This window comes from Chitinibacter bivalviorum (assembly GCF_013403565.1).
GTDB lineage: Bacteria > Pseudomonadota > Gammaproteobacteria > Burkholderiales > Chitinibacteraceae > Chitinibacter > Chitinibacter bivalviorum.
Genome location: NZ_CP058627.1, coordinates 3446136 through 3469182, shown reverse-complemented (window position 1 = coordinate 3469182; position 23047 = coordinate 3446136). Strand labels below are relative to the sequence as shown.

The 23047-nt window shown below is 52.1% G+C and carries 20 protein-coding genes; 12 read left to right on the top strand and 8 right to left on the bottom strand.

The window, feature by feature from the left end:
• The first annotated feature begins 10 nt into the window (after positions 1-10).
• The 3 genes from HQ393_RS16355 (at position 11) to HQ393_RS16345 (ending at position 3227) form a co-directional block, all read left to right on the top strand.
• Entirely contained in the window at positions 11-433 is a 423-nt protein-coding gene (locus HQ393_RS16355) for a GtrA family protein (protein WP_179356652.1), read from the top strand.
• A 33-nt stretch (positions 434-466) separates the two neighbouring features.
• On the top strand, positions 467-2491 hold the full coding sequence (locus HQ393_RS16350) for a hypothetical protein (protein WP_179356651.1): 2025 nt from the start codon (positions 467-469) through the stop codon (positions 2489-2491).
• Positions 2492-2588: 97 nt separating this feature from the next.
• Positions 2589-3227, top strand: a complete 639-nt coding sequence (locus tag HQ393_RS16345; protein ID WP_218871228.1) for a class I SAM-dependent methyltransferase — start codon at positions 2589-2591, stop codon at positions 3225-3227.
• Between the two features lie 48 nt (positions 3228-3275).
• On the opposite strand, the gene HQ393_RS16340 is transcribed toward HQ393_RS16345, so the two are convergent.
• Complete coding sequence (locus HQ393_RS16340) at positions 3276-4499, bottom strand: acyltransferase family protein (protein WP_179356650.1); 1224 nt, start codon at positions 4497-4499, stop codon at positions 3276-3278.
• A complete protein-coding gene (locus HQ393_RS16335) occupies positions 4496-5227 on the bottom strand; it encodes a hypothetical protein (RefSeq protein WP_179356649.1) in 732 nt (243 codons plus the stop codon). The genes HQ393_RS16340 and HQ393_RS16335 overlap by 4 nt, the downstream gene beginning before the upstream one ends.
• Before the next feature lie 136 nt (positions 5228-5363).
• On the opposite strand from HQ393_RS16335, the gene HQ393_RS16330 reads away from it, so the two are divergent.
• The 4 genes from HQ393_RS16330 (at position 5364) to HQ393_RS16315 (ending at position 8865) form a co-directional block, all read left to right on the top strand.
• The gene (locus tag HQ393_RS16330) at positions 5364-5621 is read left to right on the top strand and encodes a YkgJ family cysteine cluster protein (protein WP_179356648.1); all 258 of its coding nucleotides are present in this window, start codon (positions 5364-5366) and stop codon (positions 5619-5621) included.
• A gap of 37 nt (positions 5622-5658) precedes the next feature.
• Positions 5659-7653 carry a site-specific recombinase gene (locus tag HQ393_RS16325; protein ID WP_179356643.1) on the top strand — a complete coding sequence of 665 codons (1995 nt, stop codon included), beginning with the start codon at positions 5659-5661 and terminating at the stop codon, positions 7651-7653.
• Positions 7646-8254, top strand: a complete 609-nt coding sequence (locus HQ393_RS16320) for a 2OG-Fe(II) oxygenase (protein WP_179356641.1) — start codon at positions 7646-7648, stop codon at positions 8252-8254. The genes HQ393_RS16325 and HQ393_RS16320 overlap by 8 nt, the downstream gene beginning before the upstream one ends.
• A 77-nt stretch (positions 8255-8331) precedes the next feature.
• A complete protein-coding gene (locus tag HQ393_RS16315) occupies positions 8332-8865 on the top strand; it encodes an outer membrane lipoprotein (protein ID WP_246307914.1) in 534 nt (177 codons plus the stop codon).
• A 111-nt stretch (positions 8866-8976) separates the two neighbouring features.
• Here HQ393_RS16315 and metF read toward each other — a convergent pair whose 3' ends face one another.
• Positions 8977-9813 carry a methylenetetrahydrofolate reductase [NAD(P)H] gene (gene metF / locus HQ393_RS16310; RefSeq protein ID WP_179356639.1) on the bottom strand — a complete coding sequence of 279 codons (837 nt, stop codon included), beginning with the start codon at positions 9811-9813 and terminating at the stop codon, positions 8977-8979.
• 249 nt (positions 9814-10062) lie between these two features.
• On the opposite strand from metF, the gene HQ393_RS16305 reads away from it, so the two are divergent.
• The 4 genes from HQ393_RS16305 to HQ393_RS16290 all read left to right on the top strand — a co-directional run bounded on the left by HQ393_RS16305 (position 10063) and on the right by HQ393_RS16290 (position 13283).
• Positions 10063-11706 (top strand): chitinase, encoded by a 1644-nt coding sequence (locus HQ393_RS16305; protein ID WP_246307913.1) that lies wholly within the window; start codon positions 10063-10065, stop codon positions 11704-11706.
• Between the two features lie 187 nt (positions 11707-11893).
• Complete coding sequence (locus HQ393_RS16300; RefSeq protein ID WP_179356637.1) at positions 11894-12271, top strand: DUF2946 family protein; 378 nt, start codon at positions 11894-11896, stop codon at positions 12269-12271.
• A 48-nt stretch (positions 12272-12319) separates the two neighbouring features.
• Complete coding sequence (locus HQ393_RS16295; protein ID WP_179356635.1) at positions 12320-12790, top strand: copper chaperone PCu(A)C; 471 nt, start codon at positions 12320-12322, stop codon at positions 12788-12790.
• Positions 12791-12815: 25 nt separating this feature from the next.
• A complete protein-coding gene (locus HQ393_RS16290; RefSeq protein ID WP_179356633.1) occupies positions 12816-13283 on the top strand; it encodes a copper uptake system-associated protein in 468 nt (155 codons plus the stop codon).
• 148 nt (positions 13284-13431) lie between these two features.
• Here HQ393_RS16290 and chrA read toward each other — a convergent pair whose 3' ends face one another.
• Complete coding sequence (gene chrA / locus HQ393_RS16285; protein ID WP_179356631.1) at positions 13432-14781, bottom strand: chromate efflux transporter; 1350 nt, start codon at positions 14779-14781, stop codon at positions 13432-13434.
• A 469-nt stretch (positions 14782-15250) separates the two neighbouring features.
• Positions 15251-16468, bottom strand: a complete 1218-nt coding sequence (locus HQ393_RS16280) for a multifunctional CCA addition/repair protein (protein WP_179356629.1) — start codon at positions 16466-16468, stop codon at positions 15251-15253.
• 97 nt (positions 16469-16565) lie between these two features.
• Between HQ393_RS16280 and cysK the strand changes: the two genes are divergently transcribed.
• Positions 16566-17495 (top strand): cysteine synthase A, encoded by a 930-nt coding sequence (gene cysK, locus HQ393_RS16275; RefSeq protein WP_179356628.1) that lies wholly within the window; start codon positions 16566-16568, stop codon positions 17493-17495.
• 61 nt (positions 17496-17556) lie between these two features.
• On the opposite strand, the gene HQ393_RS16270 is transcribed toward cysK, so the two are convergent.
• The 3 genes from HQ393_RS16270 to HQ393_RS16260 all read right to left on the bottom strand — a co-directional run bounded on the left by HQ393_RS16270 (position 17557) and on the right by HQ393_RS16260 (position 23045).
• Positions 17557-19776, bottom strand: a complete 2220-nt coding sequence (locus tag HQ393_RS16270) for a PAS domain-containing protein (RefSeq protein WP_179356626.1) — start codon at positions 19774-19776, stop codon at positions 17557-17559.
• Positions 19777-19881: 105 nt separating this feature from the next.
• On the bottom strand, positions 19882-21399 hold the full coding sequence (ilvA, locus tag HQ393_RS16265) for a threonine ammonia-lyase, biosynthetic (RefSeq protein WP_179356624.1): 1518 nt from the start codon (positions 21397-21399) through the stop codon (positions 19882-19884).
• Between the two features lie 71 nt (positions 21400-21470).
• Positions 21471-23045, bottom strand: a complete 1575-nt coding sequence (locus tag HQ393_RS16260) for a response regulator (RefSeq protein WP_179356622.1) — start codon at positions 23043-23045, stop codon at positions 21471-21473.
• Positions 23046-23047: the final 2 nt, after the last annotated feature.

Sequence of the window (23047 nt, the reverse complement as noted above, 5' to 3'; positions counted from 1 at the left end):
TAGGAAGAACATGCCTCATTTATTAAAACAATTCCTCACCTTTGCGGCTGTCGGCTTATGCGGTACCGCCATCCAATATGTATTGCTCTGGTTTGGCGTTGAACATCTCGGCATGAAGGCGGCCATCGCATCGGGAGTCGGCTATGCCTTGGGCTCGGTGGCCAATTATTTGCTGAATTACTTTTTTACTTTCAAAGCGCAGCACGGGCAAAAATCGCATCGCGAAGCTGCGGCTAAGTATTACACGATCACCGGGATAGGCTGGGGTATCAACACCGGGCTAATGGCGCTATTGGTTGGCCAATTGCATATCCACTATTGGCCAGCTCAGATCGTCACCACCGGCATCGGTTTAATCTGGAATTTTGCGGGTAGCCGCTGGTGGGCATTTCGCCACCCTAGCGCCTCTGAGCAAGCCAGTAGCGCCAAATAACCACTCCAGACTAGGTTTTAAGTAGGATCGCATATGTTTTTTGCCTTGCTGTATTTCGTCATTCATCTCGCGGCCTGGAGCTATGCCGGTCAAAAACTCTTTGCTCATCACTGCGGCTGGATTAAAGGAACGGCTGGGCTGGTATTAGGCACGGTCGCCCTGATGTGGTCGCCCGTTGTTTTTTCATTTTGGCTTGGCTTTACCCCGCTCGCTCAAGGCTTGGGTTTGGCACTTTCTTGTGCTCTGGCAGGGGCGATTTATGCTTATGCCAAACCGCTCGCCGTCAATGAAACGCTCGATTACGGCCAAATGCAGCGCAGTATTTTGTACTTAGGCTTGCCTTTGATTTTGCTGATGGCGTACCTACTGCACACGCATATTATTTTGCCAACGGCCAATGGCTACGACGTAGGGCAAGCGACTTTTGGCGATTTACAAATGCATATGGGCATGGTAACCTCCTTGGCGCGCCAAGAAGTTTTCCCACCCGAATACAGTATTTTGCCGGGGCAACGCCTGAGCTACCCCTTCCTAGTGAATCTGGTTTCATCATCACTCTATCAATTGGGCTTTTCGCTGCGCTGGGCAATTTTGCTGCCGTCGCTGTTGATGTGTACGCTGATCGTCATCAGCTTTATTTTGCTCGCATTCGAAGTGAGCCGTGATCGCCGCGTGACGCAATTGGCAACGCTGCTGTTCTTCCTCAATGGTGGCTTGGGCTTTATCTATTTCTTTGGCTGGCACGATTACACCTTTGCGCAAATTCTGACCGAGTTTTACAAAACGCCGACCAATTACAACGCCATGAATGTGCGCTGGTCGAATGTCATCGCCGATATGATTATTCCGCAACGCACGACAATGGCGGGCTGGTCGGTTGCATTCTTTGCGTTGTGGGCGTTGTTGCGCTTTACCCGCAGCACGGGCAAAGACAAACATGGCTGGGGTATCCTCGCAGGAACATTGGTGGGATTACTGCCAATGATACATACCCACTCTTTCATGGCCATTGGCCTAATTTCACTGGGTTGGCTCGCTACTGATTTGTACCAACGTCGTGCGCAGCTCGGGCAAGTGATCATCGATTGGTGCTGGTATGGCTTGCCAGCGATTATTTTGGCGATTGGTCAATTGATGTACTGGACTTTCCCGCAAGCGACGGCGGGTGGCGGCTTTGTGCATTTCCATTTGAACTGGGTTAATGAGCTGAAAATCGACCCATATCTGTGGTTCTACATCAAAAACATCGGCGTCGTTTATATCGCGTGGCTGGCGGGCTTGGCGCTGTTGGCGCGCAGTAACTGGCGCGAGCGTTTTGGCCCGCAAACTGGTTCACAAACTGATTCACAAACGGGCTCACAAAATGGCGGCTTGCTCGATCAAAATCTGGCATGGCTGCAATTGGGCCCGCTGCTGATTTACATCACCGCCGAAGTGCTCATTTTCCAGCCCAATCTTTACGACAATAACAAGCTGTTTTACATCTGGTATGTCTTCGCTACGATCACCGCCTCTTGCGTGATTGTGAGCTTGTATCGCTATTTTTTGCGGCAGCAAAAATGGCTGCTGGCCTCGAGCATTATTGTGCTGAGCTTGAGCCTTGGTTGTGTTTCTGGCGCACTCACCATCGCGCGTGAATGGGTATCAAGCTACACCGCCTACACGCCTGCGCATGTGGCTGCCGCGCAATTTATCGATCAGAACACGCCCAAAGATGCCATGTTTGTCACCGCGCCGAATCACAACAACACGGTGGCGGCGCTAACTGGACGAAATATTGTCGTGGGAACGGACACGTATTTATTCTTCCACGGGCTTAACACGCGCCAGCGCCATGATGATGTAAAAGCCATCTATAGCAGCCCGGGCGAGCGCACGGCGCTGATCGCCCAGTACAAAGTCGATTACATTTATCTAAGCGATTTTGAGCGCGGTGAATACCCTGAGTTTATCAGCCTGCTGCGCAGCTATCCGGTGATCTACGATGCCAATGGCGTGCAGATTCTGGCCACATCGCCGCGCGCAATCGAGTTGGCGCGGCAAGGGCTGAAACACTAAAACATCTTCGCGCAGAGAAATCGTTGCGCAGCGATTTCTCTGCGCTCTGGCGCATGAAGCGCTACGAAACAGATACAGCTTGAGGTATGCTGACGCAATGAAATGTCCTGTTTGCGAACAAGCCCATACCCATCTATTTATGCACATCGACGGCGTCGACTATTGGCGCTGCGAAACGTGTCAGGCGACCTATCTCGACCCCGCGGCGCGACCCAGCCACGAGCGCGAGCTGGCCGAATATCAATTGCATAATAATGATGTCGCCGATGCCGGTTACCGCAATTTTCTGGCTAAAGTGGCAACGCCGCTGCTGGCGCGCCTCGCACCTGCGCAAAGCGGGCTCGATTTTGGCTGCGGGCCAGGCGCTTTGCTGGCCGGCATGTTGCGCGAAGCGGGTCATACTATGGCGGTGTACGACCCATTTTTCTCGCCCGATACGTCGGTATTACACACACAATATGATTTCATCACCTGCACCGAAGTTGCCGAGCATTTTCATCGGCCAGCCGATGAATTTCGCCGCTTGGATGCCATGCTCAAACCCGGCGGCTGGCTGGCGATCATGACTTGCTTTCAAACTGATGATGCGCGTTTTGCCAACTGGCATTACCGGCGTGATCCAACGCATGTGGTGTTTTATCGCGCCGCCACCTTGCAATATCTGGCCAAGCAATATGGCTGGGAATGCGAGATCCCTTGCACCAATGTCGCCCTGATGAAGAAAAGCTCAGGCTGATACGGCATTAAATATACCCAACACCGTATCACGCCCAAGACCTTAATACTATTGATCTTTGCTCATATACCCATGCCAACTAGCTTTGGCACGTTGCCAGCATCCTTTCACGCCGTGCTGCAATAAGGGGCGCTCAAAGCCGTAGGTAATCAAACTCGCCATCGCGACCGACACCAGCAGCGACAGCAAAAACATCGTCCATTGCCAAGTTGGATCATCGGTTGGTACAGGCGTTGCCGCCGTCCACCAGCCATGCTCTTTGATAATGCGGGCGACGACTTGATGCCACAGGTACAGGTTGTAGGAAATCAGCGATAAAAACACCAAAACGCGATTGGCCAGCACCGCGCGACACGCCGAATGTGCAAAGGTGGTAGCAACGGTGAGTGAAATAAAAATAAAGCTCAAATACTCACGGTGCAGCGATTGCCAGTAGGGGTAGGCGTTCGCTTCAAAACGCACTTGATACAGCTGATTAAACAGCAAGAGCAAACTCAAGACTGCCAGAACTACAATCGTGCTCATCCCCGCTTTAAGCTGTGCGACGAGCGTTTCCCGCTGCGCGCGCACCCAAACCAGCAGATATGCACTCAACATCCCGCTGGCAAACAGATCGAGAAAACCGGGTAGCTGATTATTCAAATGCACAAATTCACTCACTGGCAGCGTACGTGTCCAGTGGCGATACAGCATGGCCACGGCGCACATTGCGCCAAACACCCACCACGGTTTGCGGCGAAATGCCCAAGCCAGCAGCGGGAAGAACACATAAAACTGAACTTCCACCCCTAGCGACCAGAACACGCCATTGATGCTGCCGTGCGTATCACCAAATAGATTATGCACAAAACCCAAATGCATCAGGATGTCTGTCCAGTAACCGCGCTGGGCGCTGGTCGGGTACATATCCGGCCACAACAGCAACAGCAGCAACATCGCCAGCCAATACGACGGCAAAATTTTAATTGCGCGGCGATAGGTGTAATGCGCCAAAGTCGGCAAACTACCGCCTTGCTGCATGAATTTGGCGTGTGGATAAGTCAGGCAAAATGCACTTAAAAAGAAAAATAGCTCAACACCCAAAGCGCCAGCGTGTTGAATAAATTCAAAATTAAGCTGCCCGCCCGTCAAAGGAATGGGGATCACCCACCACGTGATTTGCCAATAGTGAAACAAAATCACCAGCAAAATCGCTAAGCCACGTAAGCCATCGACAACCGCAATATGCTGCGCCGAAGCAATCGGCGCGTGCGGATTAATCACCTCGCTCATTGATTCGCTCCTTGATGGCGTCGAGCCAAGGCAAATGCGCCCGCCACAATCAATACCGACAGCACCAGCGCGGCACCGATCACGGTCAACCACGGCGTAGCTTTACCACTTTCCGCTAAACTGGGTGGCGCGGCATTGGCCTGCTGCGTTTGCTCGGCTTGTTTGCGTGGCAATTCGATCACCTTTGCCCCCGCAGGAATGGCATCAACTTGCGTTAGCGAGATTGCGTCAAACCAAGCATCACCTTGGTTTTCATTGCCAAAATGGCCCAGCCCAAACAGCAAAGTCATCGATTCGGCATCGTTGCTCTTGATATACAGCTCACGCAACTGCCATTGCTGATCATCGCGCACAGTTTCACTCGCGTCATACACACCTTCAACGCCGATCACCGCGGCCAATTTATCGGCATTGGCGCCGCGTGCTTTTACTTTGGCTTGCAAGAGGTAGATCTGATTGGCTTGCACCGGCACGGTGTAATTCACGCGCGCGTGATTGGGTTTACTGCTGTTGATATGCAGCATCTGCTGGCCATCTGCCGCAGCTCCGGCCTGCACTTCGGCGCGCGATACATCGGGCTGCCATGTTTGCAGCGTCCAGCCATTGGGCAAAGACTGGCCCGCCTCGAACGATTCACTCAGCAGTGGCTGCGTAGCTTGTGACCAACTCAAGCCAGAACAGACCAAGAGCACCATGGCCAGCAACAGCGGGCGACTGATTTGATTCATATTTCGACTCCATCCTTTGTTATATTTTTTGCTCAGCCAGCGACAAATGCAGCGTTTTCACAATGTACCAAACTGAACCTTACAACGCACGGTTTGTCGATAACAGGATGAAATTCTGGATCAGGTATAATGGCGTATGCAATGTAGATCACACTGCGGCGCCTGCTGCACCGCCCCTTCTATCTCCAGCCCGATCCCTGGCATGCCCAAGGGCAAACCAGCGGGTGTGCCTTGTGTACAGCTGGATGAACAATTACGCTGTAAAATTTTTCTGCACCCTGATCGCCCAGCTGTCTGCGCTGGATTACAGCCCCATATTGAAATGTGTGGCGACAGCCAAACCTATGCCATACGGTGGTTAACGCGATTAGAAGACGCAACGCGCCCTGATTGACTCGACGTTGCCCTACAGCGAAACAAGGAAAAATCGAATGGAACAATTGCTGCGCGAGATGCAAAACAGCAAGACCGACCAAGACTCGCTCACCATGCTGACCCAATTGGTGGCCGCCTTGCGCCCCGCCAAGCCCGAAGACCATGTCACCGCAGTCAATAACGCGCGGGCGCTGTGTTATTTGCTCGAGCAACATTCCGAATATCGCGACTCGCTACGCAACGCTTTTTTCTCTTTGCTCGACAATACCCGGCAAGTCAATCTCTACACCGAAACGGGCATCTTGCTCAATGAAAGCTTTATGACGGCGGTGAAGCGACGGATCGGCGCCAAAATTTTACCCCCGACGGTCAATGCCGAGCATTTTAGCGATTTACTGGGGGTAATCTTCCACAAGCGAAGTGATTACTTGTGGCTAGAGGCAATCCCCCATGAGGTATGGTATGAAATTGGTCAGGCACTGCATATGGATGAAGTGCCAAGTGACAAAGTACCGCCGCATATCCGACTGCAACAACTTGAAGCGATTCAGGTTTTATCTTGCCGAATTTCCGCGATTGGCCTTGAGCCCGAAGTGATTCGCAATCACCCCGATGTAGAGCGTTTTGAATCGCCCTTTGTGCGCCTAAACGCCGAAGTGCTCAATTACATCGAGAAATATCGCCACGATCTCACGGCACGACAAACGCCGGATGAAGACCACAGCCACTTGCTCGTTTTGCTGGAGCAATGCGAAGGGATTATGGCCAAGGTGTGGAAATATGCGTCCAAAAACGGCGCATCGGTCAGCCTGACTTATCATTTGCTGCGCCTCAAACAGCACATCGACCGGATGAAATTGCTGTTTGAATTGGTTGACCCAACCGCGCCACAAGGCGAACCCTTGATCGCGCTCTTTCTTTCCTTGGTCAAAGCGGAAAATCGTAAAAACAGCGTGGGCGATGTATTTCGCGAGAATACCGAATTGCTGGCCTTGCAAATCACCGAGCATGCCAGCCATACGGGCGAGCATTACACCAGCGAATCGCGCCGCGAATGGCTGGATATGTTTCGCTCTGCGGCAGGGGCGGGCGTCATTGTCGGCTTTATGGCGCTCATCAAAATCAAATTAGCCACAGCACATTTGCCGCTACTGCTTGAAGCATTTGCCTTTAGTATGAATTACGCGCTGGGCTTTATGTTGGTGCACATTTTGCATTGCACGATTGCGACCAAGCAGCCCGCGATGACCGCCGCCAGTATTGCCGCCGCCCTGCCCGCGCCCGGCAGCAAAAATCTAGAAAGCTATTCAAAGCTGATCGAGCTGATTGTCAAAGTGATCCGCACGCAATTTATCGCGATTATGGGCAATGTCTTGCTCGCCATGCCAGTTGCATTGGGTATTGCGTGGTTGTGGTGGGATAGGCTGGGTGAACACGTCGTCAGCCCAGAAAAAGCCGATATTTTATTGCGTGATTTACAGCCCATCGCGGGCTTGGGGCTTCCTCATGCCGCGATTGCCGGCGTATGTTTGTTCCTCGCCGGTTTGATTTCGGGTTATTACGATAACAAAGCTTTGTATAACAAGATTCCTGAACGCATCGCGGCTTTGCCCTTACTGAACAAAGTAATCGGTGAATATCGCAGTAAACGGCTTGGCCAATACATCGAACACAATCTGGGGGCGCTGGCGGGTAACTTCTATTTTGGTTGTATGCTCGGCAGTATTGGCACCATCGGTATTTTGCTGGGGCTACCACTCGATATTCGCCACATTACTTTCTCGGCGGCCAATCTCTCGTACGCCTTTGCGGGTAATGATTTTAATCTGCCGCTATTAGCGCTAGGCTGGGCTGCCGTTGGCGTGGCCTTAATTGGCGCCACCAATTTGATTACCAGCTTTGTACTGGCGCTCTCGGTGGCGCTGCGTTCGCGCAAACGTCGCCTGCGTGAGCTCAAACCGGTCATTGGTCTGCTCTGGAAACGATTCTGGCAAAAACCAATCGACTTTATTATTGCCCCCAAGCTGCAGGCAGAAAAATCCGATGAATAATCTTGTACTCGATGAAACTATCCTCGATCAGATTGGCGATGCCTTGGCGGGGCCCGGCTGGACAGTGATCCCCAACTTTCTGGATACCGCCACCGTCACTGAGCTACATACGCTGGCCCACGCGCGGCGCGAGCAATTTAATCGTGCCGGAGTCGGGCGCGAAGCGGGCCACCAAGTACGCAATGATATTCGCGGCGACTCAGTGCTGTGGGTGGAAGAAGATGATAGCGCAATGCAAAGCGCCAATGCGCGCATGGCCATGTTGCAGCAGCACCTCAACCGCAGCCTGTTTCTTGGGCTCGCCGAGCTGGAATGGCATTTTGCCAGCTATCCAGCCGGCGCGTTTTATCAACGCCACCTGGATCAGCATCGCCAGCAAGATACGCGCGTCGTTACCATCGTGCAGTACCTTAATCCGCAATGGCAGGAAAGCGACGGCGGCCAATTGCGCATTTATCTGGACGATGGCAGCCAGGTCGATGTGACGCCGTACGGCGGAACATTAGTGGTCTTTATGTCAGATCGTTTTGAACATGAAGTACTCCCAGCAATACGCGAACGGGTATCGCTCACCGGCTGGTATCGCCGCCGCGCAGTGTAAATACTTCCACGACAACGGCATCGGCTCTGACATACACTCGCCGCCCATCAGCACTCACAAAACAATACGGAGCTTTGATGATGAAACGCCTAATCCTTGCCAGCGCAATCATGCTGTCGTTCGTCTTGAGCGGCTGCATCACCCCAGACTCGGCCAATGTCTACAAAAAAAATGAAATGAAAACGCTCGCCACCGCGCGAACTGGCGTGATTGAAAACATCCGCGACGTGCAAATGTCAGACAGCACCGGTATCGGCTCGATTGTCGGCGGTGTTATCGGTGGCGTCGCAGCGGGCAGCAATATCGGTGGCGGCAATGGCGCGATTATTAGCGGCACGCTCGGTGCTTTGCTGGGTGGCTTGATGGGCAATGCCATTGAAACCAATGTGACCAAAAAAAACGCCAAAGAGCTGACGATCCTGATGAATGATAATCAGCAACGGCTGGTTGTGGTGCAAGATGCGGACTTACTGTTTGTGGTGGGTCAGAGCGTCGATGTCATCACCGATGGCGTGAATGCACGCGTAGTTCCGCTGGCCAAGCAGCCGCAGCCCAAAGCACCAAGCAATGCAATAAACCCAGAGGTAGAAAGCAAGGGTATATCGATGTAATCTTTAATTAGATTAAACTATCAAGCAATACCCCAGCCCTCCCCCATCAACAACGACCCAAACCCAATTCGGGCGGGTCGTTTTTTGATGGTGACATCGCTCTGACGATAATCAGTATCCCAGGCGCTGACACACCGTTGAAACCGCTCCGGCGCTATTGAGCGTATAGAAATGCAGCCCCGGCGCACCACCACTCAGTAGGCGATCAGACAACTCGGTGACGAAATCCAAGCCAAACGAGCGAATCGACGCCATATCGTCGCCATACGCTTGCAGGCGCAAACGCAGCCAGCGTGGAATTTCCGCCCCGCACATATCCGAAAAACGCTGCAACTGGCTGTAGTTTTGGATAGGCATAATCCCCGGCACAATCGGAATATTCACCCCGCGCGCTTGCACTTCATCGACAAAGCGGAAATACGCATCGGCATTAAAGAAATACTGCGTGATCGCCGAATCAGCCCCCGCGCGCACCTTATTCACAAAATTGCGCATATCCGCCTCGGCGCTTTCCGATTGCGGGTGAAACTCGGGATAAGCCGCCACTTCAATATGAAACCAATCGCCAAACTCGGCGCGCAAAAAGCTCACCAATTCATTGGCGTAGCGAAACTCGCCCAAGCCGACCATGCCCGAGGGAATATCGCCACGTAAGGCGACGATGTGGCGAATCCCATGATCTTTGTATTGCTGCACAATCTCGCGAATATTTTCCTTCGTCGAGCCGATGCACGATAAATGCGGTGCAGCGGCAAACCCCGCCTCGCGGATCGACAACACCGCGCGCAACGTGCCTTCCTGCGTCGTACCACCCGCACCAAATGTGACCGAGAAAAATTCGGGCTTAAATTGGGCGAGTTGCTGACGAGTTGTTGCTAATTTGCTCGCCCCTTCATCGGTTTTTGGCGGGAAAAATTCAAAACTAATCGGACGCAATGATGACTGCATGGGAATAAGACTCAAAACAGGGTAATTTATGAATACTAACCCATCATTAAAAACAAAATCATGAATTTTATTCATGAAAAAACATGAAGCTTTTTAGCCTTGTAAGCAGAAAATCTTTTTCCTGCCAAGGGCTTGGCAAACTATTGTTTTTCATTTCCCCTTAACCTACTATCAATCTTGCTGACAAAGCTCAGCTTAGAAGCGGCCCCAGAATAGCCGCACACAGATAACAATGGTTGGAGATTTAAAATGACTCAACGCACTATGATGCGCCGCACCCGTCTGGCCGCTCTGATTGGCGGTTTACTTTTGGCCGCAGGCGTAAGCGCTGCGACTTGGCAAGAAGGCAACACCTACTCCGCTGGTACGGTGGTTGATTACAATGGCAAAACCTACAGCGCACTGGTAACCCACACCGCTTATGTCGGCACCAATTGGAACCCAGCTTCTAGCCCTACTTTGTGGAAAGAAGTCGGCACTAGCAGCGCCACACCAACGCCAGCAACAACCACAACTCCCACTGCAACGCCGACAGCCACACCAGTAGTCACCGCGAATCCAACCACCGCACCGACGACAGCCCCAACTTCAACACCAGTTGCTGGCGTGGCGACATGGAGTAGTTCTGCCGTGTATACCGGCGGGCAGCGAGTTAGTTACAACGGTGCTGTATATGAAGCCAGTTGGTGGACACAAGGCGACGTACCTGGCGCGGCACAATGGGGCCCATGGAAATTAGTCAGTGGTACAGCAGTCACTCCTGCGCCAACCGCAGTTCCAACTCCAACTGCAACACCTACAGCGAGCCCAGTTGCAACTGCAACTGCAATGCCAACGGCAACCCCGGTTGTGACGACCACGCCAACTGCTACACCGACAACGACACCAAGCACTACGCCAACAGCTGGCCTGCTGCCAAAACACGTTGTCGTCGGCTACTGGCATAACTTTGATAATGGCTCAGGCGTGATTCGCCTTAAAGACGTTCCAGCCGAATACAACATCATTAATGTATCGTTTGCCGAAGGTGACCCAACCGCTGCCCACGGTACTGCGGCATTTGTGCTGGACAAATTATTTAACGAAGCAGAATTCATTGCCGACATCAAAGCCAAACAAGCAGCTGGCGTGAAAGTACAGATTTCACTGGGTGGCGCGAACGGGGTCATCATTCTTGATACGCCAGCAGCGCGCGATACTTTCGTTAAAACCATGGGCGATATCATTGCTAAATACGGCTTTGATGGTATCGATCTGGACATGGAAAACAACCTGAGCATCACTGCCAACGATGATTTCCGCAATCCTGTAACACCACAAATCGTGAACATCATTGCCGGCACCAAAGCACTGAAAGCACGCTTTGGCGACAAATTCATGGTCACCATGGCACCGGAAGTGAATTACGTTCAAGGTGGTCTGGGCTATTACGGCGGCACTTGGGGTGGCTACTTGCCTATCATCTACGGCCTGCGTAATGAGTTAACGATGCTGCACGTTCAGCACTACAACACCGGCAGCGTGGGTGCGACCGATGGCAAACAATACTCGCAAGGCACTTTGGACTTCCAAGTGGCCATGACCGATATGTTGTTGACCGGCTTTAACCTCGGTGGCGATGTGAACAAACCATTCCCAGCTCTGCGCCCTGACCAAGTCGGCTTTGGTCTGCCAGCCACCACCAGCGCAGCTGGCGGCGGCTACCTCGGCATTGCTGATACTCAGAAAGCACTCGATTGCTTGATGAAACTGCAAAATTGCGGCAGCTACAAACCAGCGAAAGCGCAACCTGATTTGCGCGGCATTATGACCTGGTCAATCAACTGGGATAGCAAACAAAACTACGACTTTGCGAAAAAACACAGCGCTTATTTCAGCGCTTATCCAAAATAAGCACTGCGCATTAATCATTCCCCCAAACCCCTGCATGCAGGGGTTTTTTTTATGCCCTTCCCCCAAGCCCAATTTTTAACAAGTTCACTTCCAAGCCAAAGTAACAGCCATCACTCCGCAATAGCAAAATACATGACAGTATCGTAGAATCGCCCGCAACGTATTTCACTGCTCTAACCCCACTGCGATGTCACTGCGCTTTTACCGACGAACTAGCTTTGCTTGCCTAGCGCTGATTGCGCTGTGCCTGCATTTGCTCTTGCCGTTCGCGCACGCCATGCAACTGAGTAGTGATCCACTGGCTGGCCTTACCTTATGTAGCGCCGCCAAAAATGGGCAATCGATTCCACTCGATTCGCCCACATCACACAGCAGCACCATGCAATGTCCGATTTGCGTGGCCAGTGCTGGCACCCACATGGCGCCACCCCCAGCGCCGTCGGCCTTACCTTCAATTCGAGAGCACATCAGCCCACTCCGACTGGTGCGTATTGAAGGTTTTTTTACACCGACGCATCCTTATACCCTCCCCCTGAGTCACGCCCCGCCTTGCGTATTTGCTTAACTTCATCGCAATACCCCTAAGTTTATTTAAAAATAGGTAGGCTTTTTTATGCTCAGAAAAATCATCACTGGCGTTGCGCTTTTGTGTGCAGCGTCTTTTGCATTCGCGCACGGTTATCAAGTTGGCGATCTGAATATCCACCACCCTTGGGCTCGAGCCACCGTCGCTGGCGCGCATAATGGCGGCGTTTTTATGACGATCACCAGCGCTAAAGACGATCAACTGCTCAAAGCAGAAACGGAGCTGGCCGACAAAGTTGAATTCCATGAAATGAAAATGGTCGATGGCATGATGAAAATGCGCCCCATTGCCAGCCTACCGCTGGCGGCTGAATCAGAGGTGAAACTCGCGCCTGGCGGCTATCACATCATGCTGTTTGGCTTGAAACGCCAATTGATCGAGGGCGAGAAATTCCCAATGAAACTCACCTTCGCCCGCGGCTGCGTTGTGAACGTCGAAGTCAAAGTCGAAAACCTCACTCATGGTGCGGCCTCCGCCCCTGAACACGCAGCTCACTAAGCTTTACACCACTGGAGAATATAAAATGAAAACATGGATGCGCATTTTTAGTAGCGCCATTCTCACCACGGGCCTGCTCTGTAGTGCTGCGTGGGCCGATGACAACAGCGAGATTACCGCCAGCATGAAAGCCGTTTGGGATAAGCCTGATCATCCGCTGGTCGTCAAACCGGTCGTTGTAGCGGATCAATACGCGATTGCGGGTTGGTTGCAAGATAATCGCGGCGGTCGCGCGCTTTTGCAAAAAGGCCATCACGGCTGGCAAACACAATTGTGCGCCGGCAAAATCACCGCCGAGCTTTTACAGCAAGCCGGCGTACCCAGCACAACCGCCAAGCAATTGCTAGCCAAACTGCCTGTTGCTGAACAAGCATTAAGCGAAGCTGAAGTGGGCCGCCTATCGTCATTTAGCGGTATAGTGAAAATGGATCAAGCAGGCCACCATGAGCATGCTCATGCAGCCTCAACCGCATCGGCCGCACATCACCATTAATTGGTAGCTCAAGAAAACGGCGCAGAGCATTGATACCCTGCGCCGTATTAGCCTAAAAACAATATAAATAAAGGCATTCAAGGCAATACTCTGCATTCGCATTAACTAAAAGCGAACCTAGCAGATCCCCACCTCATTTGCAGCGCAATTACATCAGCGATTTGATCAGCAAGCCCAGCAGCGCACTCGCCGCAATCACGTGAATCACATTGCGTTTGTATTTAAGTAACGCAATCGCGGCCGCCAGCGACAAAGCGACCGCCAGCCAATCAATCCTGCCGGTATAACCAGTTGGCCACCAGACGTGATAGGCAAAAAACAGTGCCAAACTCACAATTACGCCCACCACCGCTGCGGTAATCGAAGTCAGCGGCGCGGTGAATTTCAAATTGCCATGCGTCGATTCCACCAGCGGGCCGCCCGCCAGAATAAAGATAAAGGACGGTAAAAAGGTAAACCACGTGACCAGACACGCCGCAACGGCGCCAGCCAGAAACAGGCTATCCGGGCCAAACAGCGCTTTCACATAGCCACCGACAAAACCAACAAACGCCACGACCATAATCAAGGGGCCGGGCGTTGTTTCGCCCAAGGCCAAGCCATCGATCATTTGCGTCGGATTCAGCCAGCCATAATGCAGCACCGCACCTTGATACACATAGGGCAGCACGGCATACGCACCACCAAACGTCAGGAGTGCAGCCTTGGTGAAAAACCAGCCCATTTGCGTCAGTGTGTGCTCCCACCCCAAGCTCGCCGTCAGTGCGGCCATGGGCAAGGCCCACAGCAATACACCAACAGCCACGACGCTGGCCAAACGCGGCCAAGAAAATTGCGCATGTGCAGGTGTTGGCGTGTGATCATCAATCAAGGCAGGGCCATACGAGGCATCGACCTTGCCATGCCCGCCGCCGCCTTGAAAGTGGCTTGGCGAGAGCCTTCCGCCGACATAACCGAGTAGCGCGGCCACGGCGACAATCAGTGGGAAAGGTAAACGGAACGCAAAAATCGCGATAAATGCCGCCGCGGCAATGCCCCACAACACATTATTCTTGAGTGCTCGTCCGCCAATGCGATGCGCCGCTTGTACCACAATCGCGGTCACCGCCGGTTTAATGCCATAAAACAATCCCGCCACCAGCGGCACATCGCCCCAAGTGATATACACCCACGAGATGGCAATGAGTATAACCAGAGAAGGCAATACGAATAAGGCCCCCGCCACAATACCCCCAAGGCGTTTATGCATCAACCAGCCAATATACGTTGCCAATTGTTGCGCCTCTGGGCCGGGCAACACCATGCAAAAATTCAGCGCATGCAAAAAGCGTCGCTCGGAAATCCAGCGCCGCTTTTCAACCAACTCTTGATGCATGATGGCGATCTGCCCCGCGGGGCCGCCAAAACTAATCAAGCCCAACTTCAGCCAAAATATAAAAGCCTGCCAAAAACTCACTGGCGCAGGATTACCTGCCGTGCTCACCTCCTCAGTCGTCATCTTCCCTCGCCTTGATTATTTTTCTGTGGCCGGATTTTAGCGCGGATTTTGGCGAATTACGGACAAAAAAAACCGGCCCAAGGGCCGGCTGTTAAATATCAAGGACAGAAGCCCTCGATGTGCGCAAGAGGAAGCCAGATTCGATCTAGCTTAAAAATCAGTGAGCTAAGCAGGCCTTCAGGCTGACAAGGTGGCATCTGGTATACCCCTCACATTCGAATTCAGCCGAGGACTTAACTTAGGGCATGATAATACCAGAAACCCGCTTAAATACCGATCCTTTGCACGCACCGCAGTGAAACAGGACACAAAACAGTAAGATTTCGCAACACAAAAAACAATTAATTATTTGTTTTTAAATGATTTTCCATGCAAAAACAAATGCACCAACAATAATAAACATTAAATCAGCAACCCTGAAAATTGGTATCTACTGATCACACAATACAACACCAAAACACCTCAATAATTACTCTCGCGTGGCAATGGCCGCGGTAATTGCAGCGATGCGTGCTTGTTCGACCGCTTGTGGGATCTGTTTTTTATCGGCACATTGCTGCGCAATTTGACCTGCATTGACCGCATTAGCCGCCGCCAATAAGCGGTGCAAATAAGCAATTTGCGGATAGGCACATTCTTCAAATTGATACCGCCCGCGCGCATCCGCCAGACATGCATCGAGCATTTGCGCAAAGCGCTCGGGGCGACGAAATGCATCACAACGGATCAATAATTTAAGTACGGTTTCAGCGCGTAATTGCTCGGCCGTATGCACCAGCGTGTGTTCGCGGCAGGTCATAACCGCCAAATCGCGACACTCAGCCGGTACCCGCAAGCGCAGACAAAGCGCTTCGACCACAGGCACGCCGCGCGCTTCGTGCATGATATGGCGTGGCAACACATCCGCCGGCGTTTTGGCCTTGCCCAAATCGTGGCACAGCGCAGCAAAACGCGTCGCCAAAGGCCAGCCCTGCGCAGCGGCGTAGTCCAGCACCAGCATGGTGTGCAGCCCAGTATCGACTTCAGGGTGATAATCCGCCCGTTGCGGCACGCCCCAGAGTGCATCAATTTCAGGCGCAATACGCGCCAGTGCGCCAGACTCACGCAGCGCAGCGAACATCAGGCTGGGTTTTTCTTCCATCAAGCCTTTAGTGATTTCCTGCCACACGCGTTCGGGCACCAGATGATCAACCTCGCCATCGGCGACCATTTGCTGCATTAAGGCCATTGTCTCGGGCGCAGTGCTAAAGCCGAAACGCGCAGCAAAACGCGCGAGGCGCAAAATCCGTACCGGATCTTCCGAGAATGCGGGCGAGACATGGCGCAACACTTTGGCGGCCAGATCGGCTTGGCCATTAAATGGGTCAATAATCACGCCGTCGTCGCCCTGCGCCATCGCGTTAATCGTCAGATCGCGGCGCAGCAGATCTTCTTCCAGCGTGACATCGGGGCTGGCATGCACCACAAAGCCAGTATAGCCATGACCGTCTTTTCGCTCGGTGCGTGCCAGCGCATACTCCTGATGAGTATGTGGATGCAAAAACACCGGGAAATCTTTACCTACCGCCTGATAACCTTGCGAGAGCATTTGCTCAGCAGTCGCGCCAACCACGACCCAATCGATGTCTTTAATCGGCAACCCCAATAATTGATCGCGCACGGCGCCGCCGACTCGATAGATCTGCATCTGTATATCCTTAGCGTTAAGAGTTACTTCAGACATTGCTCAAAACCGTTCTACAATCGTTCTACATTATCCCTTAATTCACCCTTAGGATGGACGTATGAAAATCGCAAATAATGTCACCGAACTCATTGGCCGCACGCCCTTAGTTCGCCTCAACCGCATCAATGACGGCGGCGCAACGATTGTGGCCAAACTCGAATACATGAATCCATCACATTCGGTGAAAGATCGCATCGCGGTCAGCATGATCGACGCGGCCGAAGCCGCAGGCAAAATCCAAGCAGACACCGTGATCGTTGAGCCAACCTCTGGCAATACCGGCATTGGTTTGGCGATGGTCTGCGCGGCTCGCGGCTACAAACTGGTACTGACCATGCCAGAAACCATGTCGAAAGAACGTCGCGCCTTGCTGCGCGGCTATGGCGCTGAATTGATTTTGACGCCCGGCCCTGATGGCATGGGTGGCGCGATTGCCAAAGCCAAAGCGTTGACCGAAGAGCACGCCAACTATTTCATGCCGCAGCAATTTGAAAACCCAGCCAATCCAGCCATTCACCGCAACACCACGGCGGTTGAATTATGGGAAGATACCGATGGCCAGATTGATATTCTGGTTGCCGGCGTGGGCACGGGCGGCACGATCACGGGTATCGCCGAAGTGATCAAAGCGAAAAAACCATCATTCCAAGCCATTGCCATCGAACCCGATGCCAGCCCAGTATTGAGCGGCGGCGCCAAAGGCCCGCACCCGATTCAAGGGATTGGCGCGGGCTTTGTGCCCGGCGTGCTAAATACCGGCATTTACGATGAAGTGATTCGCGTGACCAATGATGATGCCTTTGCAACGGCGCGAGCGATGGCGACACAGGAAGGGATTTTGTGCGGTATTTCGGCTGGCGCGGCGACTAGGGCGGCCATTGAAGTGGCTAAACGCCCTGAAAATGCAGGCAAATTGATTGCGGTAATTATTCCTTCATTTGGCGAGCGTTACTTATCTACCAAATTGTTTGAAGGTTTGTCAGATTAATTAAACCAAGGGGGTATTGGTCAAAAAGCTAATATAGAAAAAGCTTAGCAAGCAATACCCTTTAATCCAGAGTCAATTCGGCGCGCTCATCCAGATCGCGCCAATTACTGATATCGCGGAAAACCAGCACCGCGCCGATGGTGCGGGTTTGTTCATCGCGAATCCGCGCCGCGCATTCTTCCACCTGAAAATTCAAACCAAACTTATTGAGCAGCATACTGCGTCGCGAACCGTGGTATTCACCACCGTCCTTGAGCACTTCGCTCACTAACTCGGGTAATGGCAAGCGGCTGCTGCGGTCGACCGATTGATAAATCGCCGATAGCATCTGCCCACGTGCAGCCTGCAATTCCCAGCCGATGAGCGAAGATGCGACAGGATTGAGATAATCAACTCGACCAAACACGTCAGTGGTAATGACGCCATCTGCAATCGACTCCAAAGTCGCTTGTGCGCGCTGTTGTTCGGAGTACAGCGCCTTTTGCGCATGGCGGATCGGCGTAATATCCCGCCCAATGCCGCGATAGCCCATAAATTGGCCTTGCTCGTCGTAAAAGGGCTGGCCCGAAACACTAAAAATAAGTGTTTCGCGACCAATAACCGACGTGTATTCAAAATCGCGATAAGGCTGGCGCGCCGCCAAAAGGGCACGATGCTCGTCCCATTCCTGCTCAGACAAGCCGCCGCTACCCAACTCCCAACGACATTTGCCGATAAAGAAATTCGGATTAAAGTCGAGCCGAGCAAAGAAGCCCCCTGCCACCTCGGTAAAGCGAAATTCGCTGTCTTGCACCCAGAACCAGTCGCTCGAAATATTCACCATTTCCAACAAGCGATCGTTGCTGTTTTTAAGCTCCTGCATTTGCTCGTGCCAAGCCGTCATATCATGCACGACCATTGCAGAAGCAATGGTTTGCAGCGCCTTATTTTTAATGGGCTGCAACAGCACTTGCAGTTGCTTGACGCTGTCTTCCGCCGCCTTAAATGGCACCAAATAGCTGGCTGGATGATGAATATCACCCACTTCAGATTGGCTGAGTATGACCTCATATTTCCCCAATAAACCACGTCCGGCGGGGGCAAATAATAGGTTTGCTGCCTTATTGGCATACACAATACGACCATCAGCTCGTCGCAGCACAATCGGGTCATGATTTTCGTCGACTGCCTGACTGAGCAATTGCATTTGAGCGCGAAGCTCGCTTTCCTCATCTTGCGCTTGCGCGAGAATATTTAATGACCACTGGCGCGATTGATAGAGGTATTGCATCAAAGAAGCAATAATCAGCGAGAAAATAAAGCCTACGCCCGCGGCCAAAATGAGCCATTCATTTTGATGTTCATCGAGCAATTCGGAATAGGCGTTAATCTGCAAACGCCATTGCCGTGCGGGTAAATGCACCAACTGCACCGAGGTTTGCTTCACGCCATGCCCTACTGCGACCTCCTGACGAGAAATTTCGCTAGCGACATGGTCATTGGCCCAAGTTTGCAAGGCATACCCTTGATCAGACAATTGCCAACCCAAACCATAGTGCTGCATGGTTTTTTCCAGTGGCTGCAAGGTCGGGTTGATACGGATAAAGGCGATTACCGTACCAACGTGATGCTCGCGTCGATTTGCCACATCGGGTTCGGCGGGCAGATTGCTATAGATCGGCGCAAATAGGCAAAACACTGCATCACGCTGATGGCCAGGCAGCGTAAAGATCTCGCTGGCCAACATTCGCCCACTATCGCGAGCCAGATTGAGCCCATCTTGCAGCGCCTTGGATTCGGACAGGTTATTGCCGAGAAATTGTTCAGTCAGCCGATTGATCGGGTAGAGATAATCGAGCAAGAGCATGGTGCTTTTTTCGTTCAGCGGCTCGACTTTGTAATTTTGGTAGGCCAGCGGCGCCACGCGTTTATCACTACGCGCTTTGGCAATGTGCTCTGCCAATTGATCAGGTGCGACAGGGTGCGCCAAACCGATCGCCAACAAGCCCTGATGGCGATACATCACATTGCTCTGGAGTAAGAGATTGTAAAACTGCAATCGATCTAAATTGGGGTCGAGCGTGATGGCGGCCTGTAAACCGAGCAAGACTTCTTGTTGCTGCACAAGGCGCGCTTCTAGCTGGCCAGCCTGCCCTGTGCTTAACACATCCAAGCGATCTTGAGCCGCATGCAGCAATTGGCGCTGAATCAGTGAAATGCTGCCAAAAACAACCAGGCATCCCAACATCAGCGTCGCGAAGAACACGAAATAGCGATAAAAAAACGCAGCGAGGGCTTTCAAACACAGACTCCACATTCAGGTGACGAGGCAATGAGCTTTGTATGTGTTATAGCATTGGTTGGTGCAAGGACGGTGCTTACCGCCCCTGCAACCTGAATATTCAGACTAGTTGGAACCTAAAAACAACTGATATGCCGTATTTTCAGTTTCAATCCAGTACGAATACCCCAGACGGGAGAGGAAATCTTGAAATGCCTCATCGTCGCTTGGCGGTACTTGAATGCCCACCAAAACGCGGCCGTAGTCAGCGCCATGATTGCGATAATGGAATAATGAAATATTCCAGTTGTCGCTCATCCCATTAAGGAAATTGAGCAAAGCACCTGGGCGCTCTGGAAACTCAAAACGAATCACGCGTTCATGCACCGCTTGTGGCGCATGGCCACCCACCAAATGGCGAATATGCAATTTCGCCATTTCATTGTCGGTCAAATCAATCGCCGGCAATCCCTCTGCCGCGAGCTTTTCGATCAAATCGACCACTTCGCTACGCTGCTGAATCGACAAACCCACAAAGACATGCGCTTCGCGCTCTGAGCCATAGCGATAGTTAAATTCGGTTACATTGCGTGCGCCAATCAAACTACAGAATTTCCGGAAACTGCCTGGTTGCTCGGGCACCGTGACCGCCATAATGGCTTCGCGCTGCTCACCCATTTCAGCTTGCTCGGCGACATAGCGCAGACGATCGAAATTCATATTGGCGCCCGACGCAATCGCAACCAAGGTTTGCCCTTGTACGCCTTCGCGCGCCGCCCACGCCTTCATCCCTGCAATTGCCAACGCGCCAGCGGGCTCCAAAATCGAGCGATTATCTTCAAACACATCCTTGATCGCCGCGCACATCGCATCGGTGTCCACCAAGATCACATCATCCACAAACTGCTGTGACAGGCGGAAAGTTTCCTCGCCGACTTGTTTGACGGCAACGCCATCGGCAAAGATACCCACTTGCGGCAAGGTAATGCGCTCGCCCAATTTCAGCGACAAATACATCGCATTGGCGTCAGTTGGCTCAACGCCAATCACCTTCACATCCGGGCGCAGGCGCTTGATATACGCGGCCATACCCGCCAACAAACCACCACCGCCAACCGGAATAAACACGGCATGCAATGGATCAGGGTGTTGACGCAAAATTTCCATCGCCACCGTGCCCTGCCCGGCGATCACATCGGGATCGTCATAAGGGTGAACAAACGTCGCACCTGTTTCAGCCGAGAGCTTAATCGCATGTTCGTAGCAGTCTGAATACGACTCGCCCACGAGTACCACTTCTGCCCCACGGCGCGTGACCGCATCCACCTTGATCCGTGGTGCGGTCGCTGGCATCACAATCGTGGCGCGGCATTTCAGGTGTTGGGCAGCAAGTGCAACACCTTGCGCATGATTCCCTGCCGATGCGGCGACAACACCGCGATCGAGCTCGGCACGGCTTAACTGCACCATTTTGTTATACGCGCCGCGAATTTTGAACGAAAACACGGGCTGCATATCTTCACGTTTGAAATAAACGGCATTACCAATACGACGAGACAAATTCGGCGCAAAATCCAGCGGTGATTCAACCGCAACATCGTAAACCCGTGCGGAAAGGATGCGTTCTAGATAGTCTTTTGTCATATCAATAACCAAATGTGAAGAGGGCGAATTGCTGCTGCAATTCGCCCATTTTAACCCTAAAACCGCTGAATCTACGCGCCATGATCGGTTAATGTCTGTCTTATCTCTTCGATCTTAGGTAGACATTTGAAAAATGCATCGACCACCGCTGGGTCAAAGTGATTTCCCGAGCCTTCTTGAATGGTCGCAAGGACGCGATCACGCGGCCACGGATCTTTGTAGCAGCGCGCATGGGTGAGCGCATCGTAGACATCGGCGAGTGCGATAATCCGCCCTGCGATATGAATTTCCGACCCTTTGAGTTTGCGCGGATAACCCGAGCCATCCCATTTCTCATGGTGCTCATGCGCAATGATGGACGCCATTTTCAGAATACGGGGCTTGGACTCGCGCAACATCTCATAGCCGAGTGTCGCATGCGTATCCATCACGGCTCGCTCGGCAATATCTAGTGGTCCCGGTTTATTGAGTACCAAATCAGGAATGCCGACCTTGCCAATATCGTGCAGCGGGCTGGCCGCACGAATAATTTGTGCCTCTTCTTCACTTAAACCCAACTCAAGCGCCAAGACATAGGAAAACTCAGCCATGCGATGGATGTGTTTACCTGTATCTTTAGAGCGATTTTCAATCACCTCAGAAAGCTGATAAATAATACTGCGCTGCGTATCCTCGATCTCCTTATTGAGCATCAGGTTTTCATACGCAATCGACACATTTTTACAGAACAAATCGACCAAATTGGCATCGGGATGCGACAGCTCAACAGGGCCATCAATAATCAGCAAATTAATTGGGCCATGGGGCGAGAGGAAAAAGCCAACAAAATGATCGCTCGCAAATACACTTTGTTGTTTTGAGATGGCTTCATCAATAGAAGGCTGTAAGCGTGTTAGCTCAGTCTGGCCGAGGGAGCGACCACAATACTGCTGATACCCCCCGGTAGCATACATCACCATAACTTCATTATTATGGGTTAAAGCAGCCATACCCCCATTAACAACCAGATACAATGCGTCCTGCTCAAAAAACAGCAGCGATTGCAATTGCTCCAAAACCCCTTGGGCAAACTGCTGTATCGATTGCAAACGGAAAATACTGGTCGACGCATCGACCACTTTGATCAGGCCGCGACGATTGGCATCGAGCTGCCGACGCTGATGCTCGATCAGCATAATGTCGTTATACGAGCGCAACGTGCCGAGCACGGAGGTATAGAGCTTATCGCGAGTTAGCTCGGTTTTGGCTTTGTAATCATTGATATCGTAGTTTTCGATGACATGGCGCTCTGGCGCAACGCCAGGCTGCCCCGTGCGGAGAATTATTCGGATGTGATGATTATTCAGCGTTTCACGAATCTCACGCGCCACAATCAGGCCGGCGTCTTCCGTTTCCATCACCACATCCAGCAATACCAGCGCGATATCATCACGCACCGATAATAATTCGATGGCCTCTTTGCCTGAGTAGCACGACAAAATATTCAGTGGCCGACGCAGAAAATCGATATTGGACAGCGCTAATTTGGTGACATGATGAATATCAGGCTCATCATCGACCACCAAAACATTCCAAGGCACGACCTTCGCCGCCAATTCATCATGCGTATCGTCTTCTAACCAGTTGTCGTCGTCGAGCATATTCATTC